The sequence below is a fragment of the Micromonospora foliorum genome (genome assembly GCF_022229015.1).
Taxonomy (GTDB): Bacteria; Actinomycetota; Actinomycetes; order Mycobacteriales; family Micromonosporaceae; genus Micromonospora; species Micromonospora foliorum.
On the sequence record NZ_JAKKFF010000567.1, the window covers coordinates 1 to 16,011 of the forward strand.

Consider the following 16,011-nt stretch of genomic DNA (forward strand, 5'->3'; position numbering starts at 1 on the left):
CGGACAAGGCAGGGCTCCGGGCCAGGCCGGGCTGGGCAAGGCAGGGTTCCGGGCCAGGCCGGGCTGGGCAAGGCAGGGCTCCGGCGGGCAGTCTGCGCGTGCAGACTCCGGGTTGCGTGGCGCCGGGCAGCGAGGTCGGCGCGTTGCCTTTGGAGCTGATGTCGCAAACGATTCAGACCCGATGCGTGCCGCTCGGGGTGTCCGGCCGCAGCCCCCACACGCGCACAACCCCCACGCGTCCAGAAACCCCACGCCTACGCCCACAGGCGCTTACACCCCACCGGCCACACGCACAGAATCCCGCAGCTCGAAGACCCCACGGCCTGAGCCCTCCCCAGCTCGAAGACGACAGCTCGAAGGTGGCAGGCGAAGCCCGAAGCGGGACCCGGTCAGTGATGCCACAAACGATTCAGCTCCAAAGGCCCCGACCAACACCTCGCCATCCCGACGCGGAGAGGATCGGACCCGGAGGTCACAGCGGCGGACCCCGTTGATCCGCGCCGCGGCTGCCGGAGGGTGAGCGGCGTCCACCCGTACCCGTGGTCGTGGCGGCACCGCCGACGACCGGGAGGTGACCGCGGTGTCGTCGACCACCTGGCCCGCTCGGGACCACACGGTCGCGCGGCCGCGCGGTCAGCTCGCCGGTCCGGCCTCGCGGCGTCCGCGATGGCGAGGGTGGTACTCGGGGCGGAGCTTCGCGCTCGCGAACGCCGCCTTCACCGCCGCCGAGAGCGCGGCGATGTCGTACGCGCCGTGGTGTCGCCGGCCGTTGATGAAGAAGGTGGGGGTGCCGGTGACGCCGCTGAGGTCGGCGGAGTCGACGTCCTCGGCGATACGGTCCACGCCCTTCCGCTTCACCATGTGCTCCCGGAACCCGTCCAGGTTCAGGCCGAGCTGTTCGGCGTAGCCGAGCACGTCGGCGGGGTTGAGAGCATCCTGGTGGGCGAGCAGCAGGTCGTGCATCTCCCAGAAGGCGCCCTGCTCCCCTGCCGCCTCGGCGGCCTCGGCGGCGAGTTGGGCATGTGGGTGGACGTCGGTGAGCGGCAGGTGCCGCCAGACGTACCGGACGTTGGCGAAGTCCGCCAACAGCTCCCGGACCACCGGCTCGGCCTGCCCGCAGTAGGGGCACTCGAAGTCGCCGTACTCCACCACCGTCACCGGCGCCTCGAGCGACCCGCGCAGGTGGTCGCGATCCGGATCGACCGGCAGCATCAGGTCGACGATCCCCTCGGCGGCGCCCAGCAGTGCACGGCTCCGCCGCGCCGGGGAGAGCCGTCTGACGGAGCGGAACACCAACCAGGTGACGAGGGACGCGCCGAGCGTCGCCACGAGGATGCCGAACTTCGCCTCGTCGAGGGCCGGGCCGCTCAGGGCATGGGTGGCGATCAGGAGCGCGACGGTGAAGCCGATGCCGGAGATCGCGCCGACCCCCGCGACGGCAACCCAACCGACGGGCGGCCGGAACCGGTTGCCGCTGAGCCGGGTCACCAGCCACGCGGTGACCACGATCCCGACCGGCTTGCCGACGACGTACGCGACCACGACCCCCACCGTGACCGGAGAGGTCACGGACCTGGCCAGCAGGTCGCCGTCGATCACGATGCCGACGTTGACCAGCGCGAAGAGTGGCACCACCACGTAGCTCGCCAACGGGTGGTAGAGCGTCTGCAACCGTTCGTTCGGTGACAGCGCCGAGGTGAGCCCGGCCCGGGCCATCCGGGCCAGTTGCGGGGTGGGCTGTTCCCGGAAGAGGCGGAACTGGTCGCTGGCCCGCTGCAGGTCGCCGCGGCCGGGGGCGTAGGCGTAGGTCAGCAACCCCATCACCAGGCCAACCGCGACCGGGTCGACACCGGACATCGAGACGGCGAGCCAGGCCGCCACCCCGAGCAGCGCGTAGACCGGCCCGAACCGCACCCCGCAGCCCCGGACGAGCAGCACGACGCCGAAGATCCCCGCCGCGACGATCAACGCCGTCAGCGAGGGGTGGCGCGGGTACGCGATGGCCAGCACCGCGATCGCCACCACATCGTCGACGACGGAGACGGTCAGCAGGAAACCCCGCAGCCGTTCCGAGAAGCGCGGCCCGAAGACGGCCAGCGCGCCGAGCGCGAGCGCGGTGTCGGTGGCCATCACCGCACCCCAGCCCGCCGCGGTGGTGTGCCCGGCGTTGATGGCGAGGTAGATCGCGATCGGCACGAGCATGCCGCCGACCCCGGCCAGCATCGGCAACGCCAGCCGACGCCGCTCCCGCAACTCGCCGATGTCGAACTCGCGGCGCAACTCCAACCCCGCGACCAGGAAGAAGAACGTCATCAGGCCGCTGTTGACCCAGGTACGCAGGTCGTGCGACACCTGCCAGTCGCCGAGCCGGACCGAGAGGGAGGTGCTCCAGACCGACTCGTACGACGATGCGCTGAGGTTGGCCCATACGAGAGCCGCCACCGCGGCGATCAGCACCACACGCGCGCCGCCGGTCTCGGTACGCAGGAACGAGCGCAGCGGGGCGTTGAACCGCCTGTCCCAGACGGTCCGGCTGGTCCAGCCCCGGGGCGTGTTGTCGCTCGTCACGGGAACAATCTTCGTCGACCTGACCGTCACGTGGTCCGGATTGCCACTCCTCCGCGAAGACGACCGCGCGCCGCCTCCCCGCACGCCCCCACCGCGTCGATCTTGCAGTTTCAGTTCGCCGAACTGTGGGATTCTGCGTCATTTGTCGCGACAGAAAGTGCAAGATCGCGCTCTAGCTTCGTCGATCATGGAGTTGTGGTGCCTGTTTGGCACTACGGCGGGTGCTTTGTCGCCCACCACAACTCCATGATCGGCGAGGCGGTGCAACCACGGTGGCGGCGGGCCTGCACGCAGCGCCACCGGTTGGTAGCGTGCCGGTTATGTCGCCGGCCGCAGCCGGCCGTGGTCCCCTGGGGAGGGTCGACGTGTGGGCGGACGACGCTGCGCTCGACTCGTACCGTAGCCGGTTCTTCCGGGACCAGGGACCAGACGATGCCTGCCGGTGACTGCATCCAGGTCGACCCGGACGACCTGACCGCCCATGCCGCGCGCAGCAGACGGAGCACGCATGGACGGAAACGCCACCAACGCAGCCCAGATTGCCGCCGCGGTTCGGGAGAATCCCGCCTATGACGGCGGCCCCTCCGTTTGGGTCTCCTGCTATGCCGGCACCGTCAATCCCGACATCGACGCGGTACCACTCGGTCAGCAGGTCGCCGACGAACTCGGGGTCAACGTGCTCGCCCCGACGGCTCGGGTGGGGACGCAACGATGGGCCACTGAGCCTCAGCCTCCAGTCGTCGAGAGCGGCGGCTCCTGGGAGGTCTTCGTACCACGAGCGAGGGGACACCAATGAAGACTGTGGGGTTCTTTAGTGCTTACGGATGGCGAGTGGTTGTGGCGCGACGATCTGCGGTTCTACCTCGCCACATACCATGTGCGCCTGCCTACGAAGTTCCTCGAGACAGTGCGCGGCAATGACTACCGTGTGCCTGATCTCCCAGGAGATCAGCTCCGGCTGGTCGGCGAAAAAGCGACACGGATCCTCGGATACCACTGACGCCCCGCCAAGTATCACCTGTACGTCCCGCAGCACAGCAGGAGATCGTCAGCCACTTGCGCAGCGGGCTGGTGACGGCTGGCGAGCGACAGCTACCGGAGACCGAACACAAGGTCGACGTCATTCGTCATCTTCAGGAACTAGTAGACGCAACCCATTCAGCTGGGCTGCCCAGAACGAGCGATCCAGGGTAGTCAGGACGCCACGCTGCGGTCCCATCATCACCGGAGTCGCGTCGCGAACCGGTACGATGCGTCCATGAGCTCAGAGGCGGTTGGCAGATACATGCCCCCTGTCGTGACGCTCGACGACCTGACGGCGATGATGGCCGCAGACGAGAACCACCGGTACGAAATCAGCCCCGAGGGAGTCGTCTCGATCATGCCGCCGCCGGGTTACAACCACGCGATCATCGCGACCCGGCTCATGGTGTGGCTCGCTCAGGGCGGTGTCCCCGCGGAACACATCGCCCAAGCTGTCGGGTTGCGCATACCGGGCCGTGACGGCGGTGTCGGTGGACGGATTCCGGACCTGGTCGTATGGAGCAAGGCTCAGGCAGACGGTGTGTGGCTGCCGGTCGCCGACGTGCTTCTCGTGGTCGAGATCGTCTCACCCGGCTCCGAGGGCGTCGACACGGTAACCAAGCGCAGCGAATACGCTTCCGCCGGCATTCCTCAGTACTGGGTGGTCGATCAGGATTCGGCACAGACCGTCACCATGCACCGCCTGGACGGCGACCAGTACGTCATCCAGGCCACCATGCCGCTCGCTTGGGTCCTCAACACCGGCCTGGACGAGCACGGCCTCGGCTGAGCGCGTCCGCCCGACGAGTTGGCCGCCTACGAGCGTGTCTGGAGAGGGCTGGATGGGCTGGCCCTCGGCGAGGCAGAATCGAAGGACATGATCAAGCGAATCGCTGGGGAGATGCGGCATGACTGACCTGAGCGGCGCCGTCTGGCGCAAGAGCACCCGCAGCGGCGACAACGGCGGTGCGTGCGTCGAGGTCGCCACGAACCTCGCCGAGGTTGTCGCCGTCCGCGACTCGAAGGATCCCACGGGACCGCTCCTCACCTTCACCGCCCAGGCATGGACCGACTTCCTCGCGACTGCCCAACGCGACGGACGCGCCGGCTGAAATCGGCTTCGCCTGCGACGTGCAGGCACGACACAGGCTCCGGGCAGCGGCTCGAACGTCTGGGAGTTGGGCAATGGTGCGGTATCAGCCCACACCGACTGTATGCCAATTGCGCATCCGGGAATTGCGGGGTCGATGACTGATGTAACTCAATCTGACCCTTGATGACCGTCAATAGTCCGACCAACGACAGCATCCATTCGAGCCGGATAGCTGACAGGAACATTCTTCGACTGCCGCGCTAATCTGCCTTCTGCAGGTCTTCTGAAACACGCGGCTACCCCGAAGGAGAATGTCATGTTCATCGTGGCGACGCAGGATCCGAATACCCGAGGTCGATCTGCAGAGCCCGATTCGGGAGCGGCTGCGTGGGGTGCCCTCCTGCCCATCGACGCCGGCCTCACCCAGGCCGAGGCGGATCGGCAGTTGGCCACCTATCTGGCCGGGGTGCAGGCTGGCGAGCCGCTGTGCATCCGTGCGCACGGCAACGACGAGGAGATCGGTGACGCCGAGGCCGGCGCCAAGGACTGGGGCTGGACCTACAAAAAGCTGGCCAAGATGCTGGCCACCCACCTGACCGCCACTCCGAGCGTCGTCCTGATCCGGTCGTGCGCCGAAGAGGTGACCAACTTCCCGACTCAAATGGCGGTCCGCCTGGAGTCGAACTGGCCGGGCGCGAACCACCTTGACGGGGTCGTCATCTACGGCTACAACACGTCCGTCAAGGTCAGCACGCCCGTCCCCTCGCCGCAGCAGCTGACCAAGAACGTCCAGATCCAGCCGGTCATCGTCTCGCTGTAGCTGTCGGCCGCACCTAGCAATTCATTCCGTACGGCGATTCCTCTCAGGATTCTGGGCTTACCGCTTCGAGCTGACGCATTCACGCGACATTGACACTCTGAGGTTCTTCGAGCAGTTCGAGTGCCGGTCTCGCGCGGTGCGCCAGTACTGGGGTGGGCGTGGGGCCGTCCGTCGTCTACAGCGAGTCGCTGGCCGGGCTGACGACGGGTTGGGTCCGGCAGCACGACATGTGCGAAAGCGCTCGCCACCCGGTGCCACCTCGTCAAGGGACATCTGGGCGAGCGGGTCAGCGCGACTGGTCCGGTGGCTTATGGTGAGAAACCGGGCGGTTCCGGGTCCCGGGTGGGCGGGTGTCCGGTCCGGGCCGTGGGATTCACGCTGTTCAGCCGGAGGGTGGACCGATGATTGAGAACGCCCGCGGCGTCGTCGACTGCTGAGATGGACTGGGCCGGATGGGCGTTGTTCGGGTTGGTCGCCACCGCGGCGCTCACCGCATCGATGATCAGCGCTCAACTGGCCGGCCTCACGCGGCTCGACCTTCCCCTGGTGCTCGGGACCGTCGTCACCGAGGATCCCGACCGGGCGCGGGTCGTCGGGTTCTTCCTCCACCTCTGCGCCGGCCAGGGGTTCGCCCTCGGTTACGCGGCCGCTTTCGCGCTGTTGCACCGTGCCACCTGGTGGATCGGGGCGCTGTTCGGGATTCTGCACGTCGGGATCGCGCTGACGGTGATTCTTCCGCTGCTGCCTGGTGTCCACCCGCGCATGGCCTCGCAACGGGCGGGACCGGCCAGCACGGCGGTGTTGGAGCCGCCCGGGCTGTTCGCCCTCAACTACGGCATTCAGACCCCGCTGGTCACGGCTGTCGTCCACGTCATCTACGGGACCTGTCTCGGGCTGCTCCTCCAAGCCAGGTGACCCGCGCCCGACTGTTGTCCCCGTCTGACGCAGGCTGTTCGCCAGCGCGGCTCGTCAAGGAGCGATCTCCATGACTGATGGGCCACCCATCAGCGACTACGGTCTGCTGGGCGACACTCGCACCGCCGCCCTGGTCGCGAGTGACGGCGCGATGGACTGGCTATGCGTACCACGTTTCGACGGCGATCCCCTGTTTGGTCGACTGGTCGGGGGCACGGAAGCCGGGACGTTCCGGGTCGGTCCGGCCCGGCCGGCCACGGTCGTCGAACGACGGTACCGGCGGCACACCGCCACCCTGGAGACCACCTGGTCGGTGGGCAGCGGCCGGCTCCGCCTCACGGAGGCGATGGTGGCCGAGGTCAGCGGTCGCCTGCTGCCCACGACCCTGATCGTGCGGCGGCTGTCGGCCGAGCAGGCAGCGGTCGACGCGGTGGTGGAGTTCGATCCCCGCCTCGGCGCAGGGCACCGCCGACCGCGAACCCACCACCGGCGCCAGGCCCTCGTGTGTGAGTGGGGGGCGCTTGCGGTCGGGCTGCACAGCACGCCCACGTTCAGGATCGAACCGGGTCGGCCCACCTCGATCACGGTCAGGCCAGGCCGTCCGGTCACCTTCGTACTGGCCGTGGCCCACCGTGAACCGGTGATCCACGTCGATCCGACGGCCGCCTGGGAACTGCTCATCGAGGACGAGGCGCGATGGCGGGCCTGGACCGCGGAGGTCGACGAGCGGCTGCCTTTCCGCGAACACGTCGTACGAAGCCTGCTCACCTTGCGGCTGCTGACCTACTCGCCCTCGAAAGCGCCGGTGGCCGCACCCACCACGTCATTGCCCGAGGATCCCGGTGGGAGTCGAAACTGGGACTACCGCTATGTCTGGCCCCGCGACGCCAGCATCGGCGTCAGCGCCTTCCTCAGCGTCGGCAAGACCGAGGAGGCCCGCGGTTTCCTCGCGTGGCTGTTGCACGCCAGCCGGTTGCAACGGCCACGCCTGCCGGCGCTGCTCACCCTTCATGGCAGGCACGTACCCGCGGAACGAGAATTACCCGCTTGGCCCGGCTACCTCGACAGCCTTCCGGTACGGGTGGGCAACGGTGCCGCCGGTCAACACCAGCTCGACGGCTACGGCTGGGTGATTGACGCCGCCTGGTCGTTCGCTCAGGCCGGGCACCGCCTCTACTCCGAGACGTGGCGGGCAGTGCGCGGTTTCGCCGACGTGGTCGCCGGTTGTTGGCAGGAGCCGGATGCCGGCATATGGGAGGTACGGGAGCCCGACCAACACGTCCATTCCAAGCTCATGGGCTGGCTCGCCCTGGACCGTGCCCTGGCCATCGCCGACACGCACCCCCTGCGGGACCGTCAACGTCGACGCTGGCAGAAATCCCGCGATGCCATCGCCGCCGAGGTCCGGACGCGCGGCTTCGACCCGGTGGCGGCCAGCTACGTCGGCAGCTACGGCTCCCAGGATCTCGACGCGGCCCTGCTCGTCCTGCCGTTGCTCGACATGGACCGGGCCGAGTCACCCCGGGTGCGGGGCACCATCGACGCCATCCGGGACAGGCTGTCCGCCGGCGGTCCACTGCTCTACCGCTACCCGCCGGGACGTGACGGCCTCCCGGGCACCGAGGGCGCGTTCCTACCCTGCTCATTCTGGCTCATTCAGAGCCTTGCCCGCACCGGCCGTCGCCGCGAAGCCGTCGAGCTGTTCCGGGCCATGGTGGACCACGCCAGCCCACTTGGCCTGTACGCCGAAGAGTTGAACCCCGCGACGGGTGCCCACCTCGGCAACTACCCCCAGACGCTGACCCATGCCGCGCTCGTCCAAGCCGCACTCGCCATCCGGGACGCCCCCACGTGCGGGTAGGGTCCCAATCATGACGATTCCGCACCTGACGGCCGCCGACGGCACGACCCTGCCGGCGATCGGGCTCGGCACGTACCGGCTGAACGGCTCGGCGGGTGTCGACGCGATCGGTCAGGCGATCCGGGCGGGCTACCGGTTGATCGACTCGGCGGTGAACTACGAGAACGAGGGCGCGGTCGGTCGGGCGGCCCGGTCGGCCGGTGACGTGCGGGACGAGCTGGTCGTCACCTCGAAGCTGCCGGGGCGGCACCACCGCTACGACGAGGCGCTGACCACCATCGAGGAGAGTGTGTTCCGCACGGGCCTCGACCACGTCGACCTGTACCTGATCCACTGGCCGAACCCGAAGGTCGACCTGTACGTGCAGGCGTGGCGGGCGCTGATCGAGGCGCGTGAGCGTGGCCTGGTGCGGCACATCGGGCTCTCCAACTTCCTGCCGGAGCACATCGAGCGGCTGGTGGCCGAGACCGGGGTCGCCCCGGTGGTCAACCAGATCGAGGTGCACCCGTACTTTCCGCAGCAGGAGGCGATCGACTACCACCGGGAGCACGGCATCCTGGTGCAGGGTTGGAGCCCGCTCGGCCATGGCAACGACCTGCAGCAGCACCCCGTCGTCGTGGAGATCGCGACCGCGCACGACGTCAGCCCGGCGCAGACGATCCTCGCCTGGCACGTGGCCCGTCAGGTGATCCCGCTGCCCAAGGCCGCCTCCCCGCAGCGGCAGGCCGAGAACCTGGACGTCTTCGGCATCAAGCTCACCGACGCGCAGGTCGAGGCCATCACCGCGCTGGGCCGCCCGGACGGGCGGCTCGCGGACCAGGACCCGGCGGTGTACGAGGAGTTCTGACGGCCACCCTCCGCTGACTGTCGGTGGGGTGGGAGAGCATGGGGCGTGCTCGACGGACTTGACGACATCGACTGGGCGCGGCTGGGCCACGCATACGGGGCGGCCGACGACGTGCCCGACCAGCTGCGGGCCCTGCTCTCCCCCGACCCGGCCACTCGGGACGAGGCCCTGGGCGACCTCTACACCAACGTCTTCCACCAGGGCAGTCGGTTCGAGGCGAGCGCGTACGCGGTGCCGTTCCTGCTGGAACTGCTCGCCGATCCGGCCACCCCGGATCCGGCGGCGGTGCTCGGGCTGCTGAGCGTCCTGGCCATCGGGTACGACGAGGGTGTGCTGCCAGAGGGCTTTCCGGTGGCCGAGTACCGCCGGGCCGCCGAGGGTGGGCGTGAGCTGCTGGCCGCGAAGCCGCCACCGTGGACCGGCACGGACCAGTCGAAGAAGGAGTACGTCGAGTACACGTACGTCGAGTCGCTGTCCGCTGCGGAGCAGAGTCGGCTGTGGGCGTACGTCGAGTTGGCGACCTACGACGCGGTGCGTGCCGGGGTTCCGGTGTTTCGCGCCCTGCTGACGCACGCCGATCCGGGTGTGCGGACGGTCGCGGCGTACACCCTCGCCTGGTTTCCGGAGGAGGCCGACGGCAGTGTGTCTGCACTGGCCGCCGCGATCGACACCGCTCAGGAGCCGGGCGTCGAGTTGACCCCCGGCGAGCTGGCCACCATGTTGGTGGCCTCGGGGCTGCTGGGTGCCGCGCCGGACGTTCGATGGTTGGCCGATCCTCGCCCGGTGCTCCGCTGGGCTGCCGCGACCGGTCGGGCCCGGGTCCTCGGCGCGGCGGTCGACCCGGCGACCGTCGAGGAGCTGTTGACCTGGGCGTCTGCGCCACCAGACGACGCCGGCACCGGGCCGGTCGAGGGCGAGTGGGTGCCGTTCCTCGACGGTGATCGTGGTGGTTACGCGGGCCTGGCGCTGCGGCAGCTCGGCCCGCGGCACGAGGACCGCGCCTTCGACGCGCTGCTCGACCGGCTACCCACCGTCAGCGGGGAGCGGTCGTTGACGGTGCTGGGGGTGGCGCTGCGCCTCGCGTTCCCGGACGGTCCGGCAGCGGCAGGGACGCCGGTCGTGGCGTTGCCGCCGCGGCAGCGACGGCTCGCCGAGGTGCTGGGCCGGTCGGCCGAGCCGTGGCTGATCGACGGGCAGGAGTTCGGCAACGTGGCAATGCTCGTCGGTGAGTACGGCCTGCCGAGGAGCCGCGAGGCGATGCTCGCGTACCTCGGAGGCGTTCCGTAGCCCTCCGGTGTCGCGTTGCCGATCGTCGTGCGGTGAGGGCCGTGCATCGGCGGCATGGCGTGGCCGCTACGAAGCGTGACCTCCGGGCGAGCGGGTAGTACGGCGAGCGTGATGACTCACAGGCATAGATTTGCCTGTGAGTCATCACGCCCAACGAGGCATCCGCCTCCAACCAGCGAACGTCCGGGCCGCGCAGCGGAGCGGCGGGCCGACAGCCACGCGATGGGACGACAGCGAGGCGACGGGCCGAAAGGCGGGGCCAAGGTTCGTCACCCGGGCCGGCAGCGGCCCGGGCGACGCGGTGTCACTTAGACGAGCCCGCCGAGGGCCGGGTCGCTGATGCTGTCCTTGCCGTTCTCGACATGACCCGCGCAGCGGTACGCGAAGTCGGCGTCACCGGCGACGGAAACCGTCAGGTCGTACCAGCCGTGGGTGCGGGCGAGCGCCCAGGTCGCGCGCTCGGTCTCGCCGGGGCGCAGCGACAGCGTGACCGGACGGCCGTTGTACCCGTCCCGGACGGTCACCTCGACCCGCTTCGACCCGCGGTTCTTGAGCGTGAGGGCGAGCTTGTAGTCGCGCTCCTCGTACGACGGGGTGACGTCGAGGTGGGACCGGCCGTCGGTGAACCGGCGGAAGAACCCGTTCGGCCCGTACACCGACAGGTCGTACCCGGAGGTGACCGGCCAGGTGTCGGTCAGCTGCTTGCCCGGCTCGACTGTGTAGCTGCGCGGGGCGTCCGCGCTGCCCGCCTGGCGGACCTGGAAGACCGCGGCGACCCCGCCGGAGTTGCGGAAGTCGATCCGGAACGAGTCGTCGCCGAGGCGCCCGTCGGCGTGCAGGGTGTACGGGATCGGCCGCGCCGGGCGTACCCCGTGCTCCTGCTTCGGCAGCCGCTGGTCCGCTGGCGGGACCGGCACCTCGTCGGGGTGCCGGACCAGCTCCTCGGGCTTGAAGTCGTCGGTGTCGGGCAACCTGACCTCCCGCGAGCGGTTCGGGTGCCGGAAGTCGAACGCCGTGGTCAGGTCGCCGACGACGGCTCGCCGCCACGGGGTGATGTTCTGCTCGATCAGGTCCGGCCGGCCGTCCCCGAACCGCGCCTCCAGGAACTTGATCAGTGAGGTGTGGTCGAAGACCTGCGAGTTCACGAAGCCGCCGCGCGTCCACGGCGAGACGATGACCATCGGCACCCGGATGCCCAGGCCGTACGGCCCGGCCGGGTGGTCGGCGTCGCCGGGGAAGATCTCGTTGGTGGTCGGCACGGTCGACTGCCCGTGCGCACGGGTCTGCGGGGGCGTCGGCGGGACCACGTGGTCGAAGAAGCCGCCCTCCTCGTCGTACGTGATGAAGAGCGCCATCTTGCTCCACACCTCCGGGTTCGAGGCGAGGATGTCAATGACCTGGGAGATGTACCAGGAGCCGTACGCCGGCTCCCAGTTCGGGTGCTCGGTGTACGCCTCCGGCGCGGTGATCCAGGAGACCTCCGGCAGGCGTCCCGCCTCGACGTCGGCGCGGAAGTCGGCCAGCAGCGCCTCCGGGTCGCGGCCCTGGGTCCTGACCTCGGTGCCGGTCTTGGCCTTGTCGGCCAGCGGCGTTCCGGGCTGCGCGTTCTGGTACTGGTGGAAGTAGAGCAGCGAGTTGTCGCCGTAGTTGCCGATGTACGGGTCGTTCGTCCAGCCCCAGGACCCGGCGGCGTTGAGGCCGGTGCCCACGTCCTGGTAGATCTTCCAGGAGACGCCGTTGCGCTCCAGCCGCTCCGGGTACGTCGACCAGTCGTAGCCGGCCTCCGCGTTGGTGATGACCGGGCCGCCGCCCCTGCCGTCGTTGCCGACCCAGCCGCTCCACATGTGGTAGCGGTTCGGGTCGGTCGGCCCCATCAGCGAACAGTGGTAGCTGTCGCAGACGGTGAAGGCGTCGGCGAGCGCGTAGTGGTACGGCAGGTCCTGGCGGGTGTGGTAGGTCATCGCCGTGACGCCCTTGTTCGGCACCCACCTGTCGAAGCGGCCGTCGTTCCAGGCGGCGTGCCCGTCGTTCCAGCCGTGCGGCGGGTCCGGCAGGAAGGTCTGGCCGAGATCCTTGACCTCGGGGCGGAAGGGCAGCAGCTCGTCGGCGCCGTTGGGTTGGTGCCACACGTCCTTGCCGGACGGCAGTGTCGCCGGATGGGGGTCACCGAATCCGCGTACGCCGCGCATGGTGCCGAAGTAGTGGTCGAAGGAGCGGTTCTCCTGCATCAGGATGATGACGTGCTCGACGTCCTTGATCGAGCCGGTCCGGTTGTTCGCCGGGATGGCGAGCGCCTTGCTGAGGTCCAACGGGAGCGCCGCGCCGATCGCGGGAACTCCCATCGCCTTGAGGAACGTACGGCGATCCACCGTGCCCATAACTCCGCCTTTGTGCGACCTGGTCGGGAAACTGGCGACCGGACGCTACCGACGACGGGTTGACGGCAGATGACCGTAGTTAGTTGGTTTTGCGACCACTCGTCGACCGCTCTGGGCCTGGAAGAGCAGCCGCTCAGGCCGCCGTGGCGTCGAGCCGGGTGAGCCGTCGGTGCCCACTGGGGCTCATGCCGTGCACGCGTTTGAAGGCCGCGCTGAAGCCGAACGCGTCCGCGTACCCGAGGTGACGCGCCACGGCGGCGACCGTCGCCGTCGACTCGGCCAGCATGTCGGCGGCCAGGGTCATGCGCCAGTCGGTCAGGTAGGTGAGCGGCGGTTCGCCCACCAACTCGGTGAACCGTTTGGCCAGTGTGGACCGGGAGACCCCGGCCTGCGCGGCCAGGCTGGCCAGTGTCCACGGCCGGCCCGGCGCGTCGTGCATGGCGCGCAGCACCGGACCGACCGTGTCGTCGCCCAGCGCGCGGTACCAGCCGGGCGCCTCGGCCTCCGGCTGGTCGAACCAGTCCCGCACGGTGCACACCAACAACCAGTCCAGCAGGCGGTCCAGCACGACCTGCCGTCCGGGCCGACCGGCGTCGAGCTGGGCGTCCAGGTAGTCACGCAGCGCGGCGCAGTCCTGGTCCTCCGGCACCACGAGCACCGGCGGCAGCGCGCCCAGCAGCCGTTGGGGCACCCGGCCCCGGACGTGGTAGACCCCGACCAGCAGCACGAGGCGGTCGCTGTGATCCGCGCCCACCGGGTCGACCACCCCGGTCTGGCCGCGTCGGACGTCGCGGAGTTCCCCGGGCTCGAAGCTCGACCGGGGCTCGGCGGAGAAGACGAACGGTGCCGGCCCGCGCACGGTGGCCGCCTCCCCGACCCGGACCAGGCGTGGCTTGTCGCTCTCCGGGTGGGAGATCCAGCCCTCGCCCCGCATCGGGACGCAGAGCGTCAGCGGGGCGCCGTCGGTGAACCGCAGCGCCCACGGCGGCGTCAGCACCGACCGGCCGAAGGCCGCGCCCTCGGCGTGCACACCCCGCAGCAGACTGTCGAACGGGTCCATGACATCGACGATAGATCGCGCAGGACACCTCGCGGACGATCACACATGCCCGCCGTACGACAGGACATGTCCCGCCCGCGACCGGGCGAGTTGACTCGTGGTCATGACGACGGATGCACCTTCGACTCTCGTGATGGCCGGCACCGGCAAGACCGGTCGCCGGCTGGTCCAGACGCTGCGGGCGGCGGGTCGGCACGTCCGGGCCGCTTCTCGCTCCGGTGAGGTGCGGTTCGACTGGGCGCTACGGGACACCTGGCGGCCGGCCCTGGCGGGCGCCTCGGCGGTCTATCTGCTCGCGCCGGAGGACCCCGCGCTGGCCAGCGACTTCGTGACCCTGGCGGTCGACTCGGGTGTCGGTCGCATCGTGGCGCTGTCCGGCCGCGGGATCGACAGGATCGGTGACTTCTCCCCCGGCATGGTCGCCGCCGAGGAGGCGGTGCGGAAGTCCGGCATCGAGTGGACGATCATCCGCCCGAACAACTTCAGTCAGAACTTCAGCGAGGACCTGTTCCGCCAACCGCTGCTCGACGGTCGGCTGGCCCTGCCGATGGGCGCCACGCCGGAGCCGTTCGTCGACGCCCAGGACGTCGCCGACGTGGCCGCGACGCTGTTGTCGTCGTCCGGTCACCACGAACAGGTGTACGACCTGTCCGGTCCTCGTGCGCTCACCTTCGCCGCTGCGGTGGCGACGATCGCCCGGGTGAGCGGCCGTCCGATCCGTTACGTGGAGCTCACCCCGGAGCAGTACCTCGCCGAACTGCTCGCCGAGGGTTACCCGGCGGAGACGGCGACGGCGCTGAACGCCCTGTTCGCCGGGATGCGGGCGGGCCATCTCGCCGAGCCGACCGATGGGGTCCGCCGGGTTCTCGGACGGGAGCCGCTCGACTTCGACACCTACGCCGCCCGGGCCGCGGCGGCCGGCGCGTGGTCGTAGTCGGCCCGGCGGGCGGCATGAGACGCGGCGTGAGAGCCGGCTAACAGGTGATCTGCCCGCATACCGCGAGCACCCCGACGTACCGTGAGATCGTGCCGACGAGAGAGAAACTCACCAAGGCTGACCTCGCCGAACTTCGCCGCTCGGCGCTCGGGACGGCCAATCCGCTCGGTGTCGCCGCCGACCTCGCGGAGGCCGCCGAGCAGGGCCGCCTGGAAGATCCGGACGACGCCGGGGACGCGCTGACACTGGCCGCCGAGATCGCGGAGATCCGGGCCAGGCCCGAGGCCGCGCTGCGGTACGCGGAGCAGGCCCTGGCGGCATACCCGTCCGGAGACGACCCTCGGGCCGGGTTCGCCCGCGCGCTGCGGGCCCGCGCCCTGTTCCGGGCCGGCGGTCACGACGACGAGGCGATGGCGGAGTTGACCGCGTTGCGCCCGCTGCTGCTCGTGCAGCCCGACGCCCCCGCCTACGTCAGTGCCGCACTGGACGCCGGTGGGCGTTCGACGACCGCCGAGACGTGGCTGAGCGAGGCGGTCGACACCCTGCTCAACGAACGCGCGGCCGCCGCGTCCGGGCCGGCCAGCACCGCGATCGACCCGGTGGTCGATCTCGGTCCGCCGGACGCGCCGGGTGTCACCTTCTTCCTGTTGCAACAGCGGCATCGGGTACGCCGGAATCTGAACCTGCCGCACGACCGGCAGGACGACCTGGCGGACCGGCTGGAGACCCAGCTCGTGCGGCGGGCCGGGGAGCGCCGGGACGCCGAGTCGGATCTGCTTTTCTGGCCGCGGGCCGAGTTCGATCGTCTGCTCGCCGAGCATCCCGCCCTCACGCAGGTGTACGGGCCGGACTGGGACGCGCACCGGGGCCGGCTGGAGACGGAGTTGGTTCGGCTCAGGGGTGCCGGTCAGGCCGGGTTGGGCGTGTTCGGGGCGACCGTGGCCGGGTTGACCGCGTTCGCGGGTCAACGTGGCGGCGATCCGGCCGACCCGGCGGTCCGGGCCGGCTACGCGGCCGAGGTGTCGGCGCGGCCCAGCGCACGGATCGCCTGGCCACCGGAGCGCAACGACGCGTGCTGGTGCGGCTCGGGCCTGAAGTACAAGAAGGACTGCCTGCCGCGCTCCCGGAGCTGACCGCGCCGGCTGGCGCGCTGCGGTCGGCCTCGGCCCGCCGCGGCGCGCGGCCGGCCTGGCCGAGAGTAACGTCCCTGACGGCTCTGATG

13 protein-coding genes are annotated in these 16,011 nt (G+C 70.0%); 10 read left to right on the top strand and 3 right to left on the bottom strand.

Annotation, left to right across the window (positions count from 1 at the left end):
* Positions 1-633: 633 nt before the first annotated feature.
* On the bottom strand, positions 634-2,568 hold the full coding sequence (locus tag PSH25_RS31515) for a Na+/H+ antiporter NhaA (RefSeq protein ID WP_238662522.1): 1,935 nt from the start codon (positions 2,566-2,568) through the stop codon (positions 634-636).
* Between the two features lie 508 nt (positions 2,569-3,076).
* On the opposite strand from PSH25_RS31515, the gene PSH25_RS31520 reads away from it, so the two are divergent.
* From PSH25_RS31520 to PSH25_RS31555, 8 genes are all read left to right on the top strand, one after another.
* Positions 3,077-3,364, top strand: a complete 288-nt coding sequence (locus PSH25_RS31520) for a DUF8616 domain-containing protein (RefSeq protein WP_238662523.1) — start codon at positions 3,077-3,079, stop codon at positions 3,362-3,364.
* Between the two features lie 501 nt (positions 3,365-3,865).
* On the top strand, positions 3,866-4,381 hold the full coding sequence (locus PSH25_RS31525) for a Uma2 family endonuclease (RefSeq protein ID WP_238662524.1): 516 nt from the start codon (positions 3,866-3,868) through the stop codon (positions 4,379-4,381).
* Between the two features lie 118 nt (positions 4,382-4,499).
* Positions 4,500-4,703 (top strand): DUF397 domain-containing protein, encoded by a 204-nt coding sequence (locus tag PSH25_RS31530; protein ID WP_238662525.1) that lies wholly within the window; start codon positions 4,500-4,502, stop codon positions 4,701-4,703.
* A gap of 297 nt (positions 4,704-5,000) precedes the next feature.
* A complete protein-coding gene (locus PSH25_RS31535) occupies positions 5,001-5,504 on the top strand; it encodes a hypothetical protein (RefSeq protein WP_238662526.1) in 504 nt (167 codons plus the stop codon).
* 438 nt (positions 5,505-5,942) lie between these two features.
* Positions 5,943-6,419: a hypothetical protein gene (locus PSH25_RS31540; RefSeq protein ID WP_238662527.1), complete on the top strand. Its 477-nt coding sequence runs from the start codon at positions 5,943-5,945 to the stop codon at positions 6,417-6,419.
* A gap of 70 nt (positions 6,420-6,489) precedes the next feature.
* Positions 6,490-8,280 carry a glycoside hydrolase family 15 protein gene (locus PSH25_RS31545; RefSeq protein WP_238662528.1) on the top strand — a complete coding sequence of 597 codons (1,791 nt, stop codon included), beginning with the start codon at positions 6,490-6,492 and terminating at the stop codon, positions 8,278-8,280.
* 10 nt (positions 8,281-8,290) lie between these two features.
* Positions 8,291-9,127 carry an aldo/keto reductase gene (locus PSH25_RS31550; protein WP_238662529.1) on the top strand — a complete coding sequence of 279 codons (837 nt, stop codon included), beginning with the start codon at positions 8,291-8,293 and terminating at the stop codon, positions 9,125-9,127.
* A 45-nt stretch (positions 9,128-9,172) separates the two neighbouring features.
* The gene (locus PSH25_RS31555) at positions 9,173-10,414 is read left to right on the top strand and encodes a hypothetical protein (RefSeq protein WP_238662530.1); all 1,242 of its coding nucleotides are present in this window, start codon (positions 9,173-9,175) and stop codon (positions 10,412-10,414) included.
* Between the two features lie 308 nt (positions 10,415-10,722).
* On the opposite strand, the gene PSH25_RS31560 is transcribed toward PSH25_RS31555, so the two are convergent.
* Together PSH25_RS31560 and PSH25_RS31565 are read right to left on the bottom strand one after the other, a co-directional pair.
* Positions 10,723-12,792, bottom strand: a complete 2,070-nt coding sequence (locus PSH25_RS31560; RefSeq protein ID WP_238662531.1) for a phosphocholine-specific phospholipase C — start codon at positions 12,790-12,792, stop codon at positions 10,723-10,725.
* A gap of 133 nt (positions 12,793-12,925) precedes the next feature.
* Positions 12,926-13,852, bottom strand: coding sequence for an AraC family transcriptional regulator (locus PSH25_RS31565; protein WP_238662532.1), 927 nt, complete (start codon positions 13,850-13,852; stop codon positions 12,926-12,928).
* 103 nt (positions 13,853-13,955) lie between these two features.
* Here PSH25_RS31565 and PSH25_RS31570 point away from each other — a divergent pair, with 103 nt between their 5' ends.
* Together PSH25_RS31570 and PSH25_RS31575 are read left to right on the top strand one after the other, a co-directional pair.
* A complete protein-coding gene (locus tag PSH25_RS31570) occupies positions 13,956-14,786 on the top strand; it encodes an NAD(P)H-binding protein (protein ID WP_238662533.1) in 831 nt (276 codons plus the stop codon).
* Positions 14,787-14,878: 92 nt separating this feature from the next.
* Positions 14,879-15,922: an SEC-C metal-binding domain-containing protein gene (locus PSH25_RS31575; protein ID WP_238662534.1), complete on the top strand. Its 1,044-nt coding sequence runs from the start codon at positions 14,879-14,881 to the stop codon at positions 15,920-15,922.
* Positions 15,923-16,011 lie beyond the last annotated feature (89 nt).

Bases quoted from the DNA above. Each gene is read 5' to 3' on its own strand.
- PSH25_RS31520 (WP_238662523.1), top strand. From the start codon at position 3,077: ATGGACGGAAACGCCACCAACGCAGCCCAGATTGCCGCCGCGGTTCGG.
- PSH25_RS31530 (WP_238662525.1), top strand. From the start codon at position 4,500: ATGACTGACCTGAGCGGCGCCGTCTGGCGCAAGAGCACCCGCAGCGGC.
- PSH25_RS31535 (WP_238662526.1), top strand. From the start codon at position 5,001: ATGTTCATCGTGGCGACGCAGGATCCGAATACCCGAGGTCGATCTGCA.
- PSH25_RS31540 (WP_238662527.1), top strand. From the start codon at position 5,943: ATGGACTGGGCCGGATGGGCGTTGTTCGGGTTGGTCGCCACCGCGGCG.
- PSH25_RS31545 (WP_238662528.1), top strand. From the start codon at position 6,490: ATGACTGATGGGCCACCCATCAGCGACTACGGTCTGCTGGGCGACACT.
- PSH25_RS31550 (WP_238662529.1), top strand. From the start codon at position 8,291: ATGACGATTCCGCACCTGACGGCCGCCGACGGCACGACCCTGCCGGCG.
- PSH25_RS31560 (WP_238662531.1), bottom strand. From the start codon at position 12,792: ATGGGCACGGTGGATCGCCGTACGTTCCTCAAGGCGATGGGAGTTCCC.
- PSH25_RS31565 (WP_238662532.1), bottom strand. From the start codon at position 13,852: ATGGACCCGTTCGACAGTCTGCTGCGGGGTGTGCACGCCGAGGGCGCG.
- PSH25_RS31570 (WP_238662533.1), top strand. From the start codon at position 13,956: ATGACGACGGATGCACCTTCGACTCTCGTGATGGCCGGCACCGGCAAG.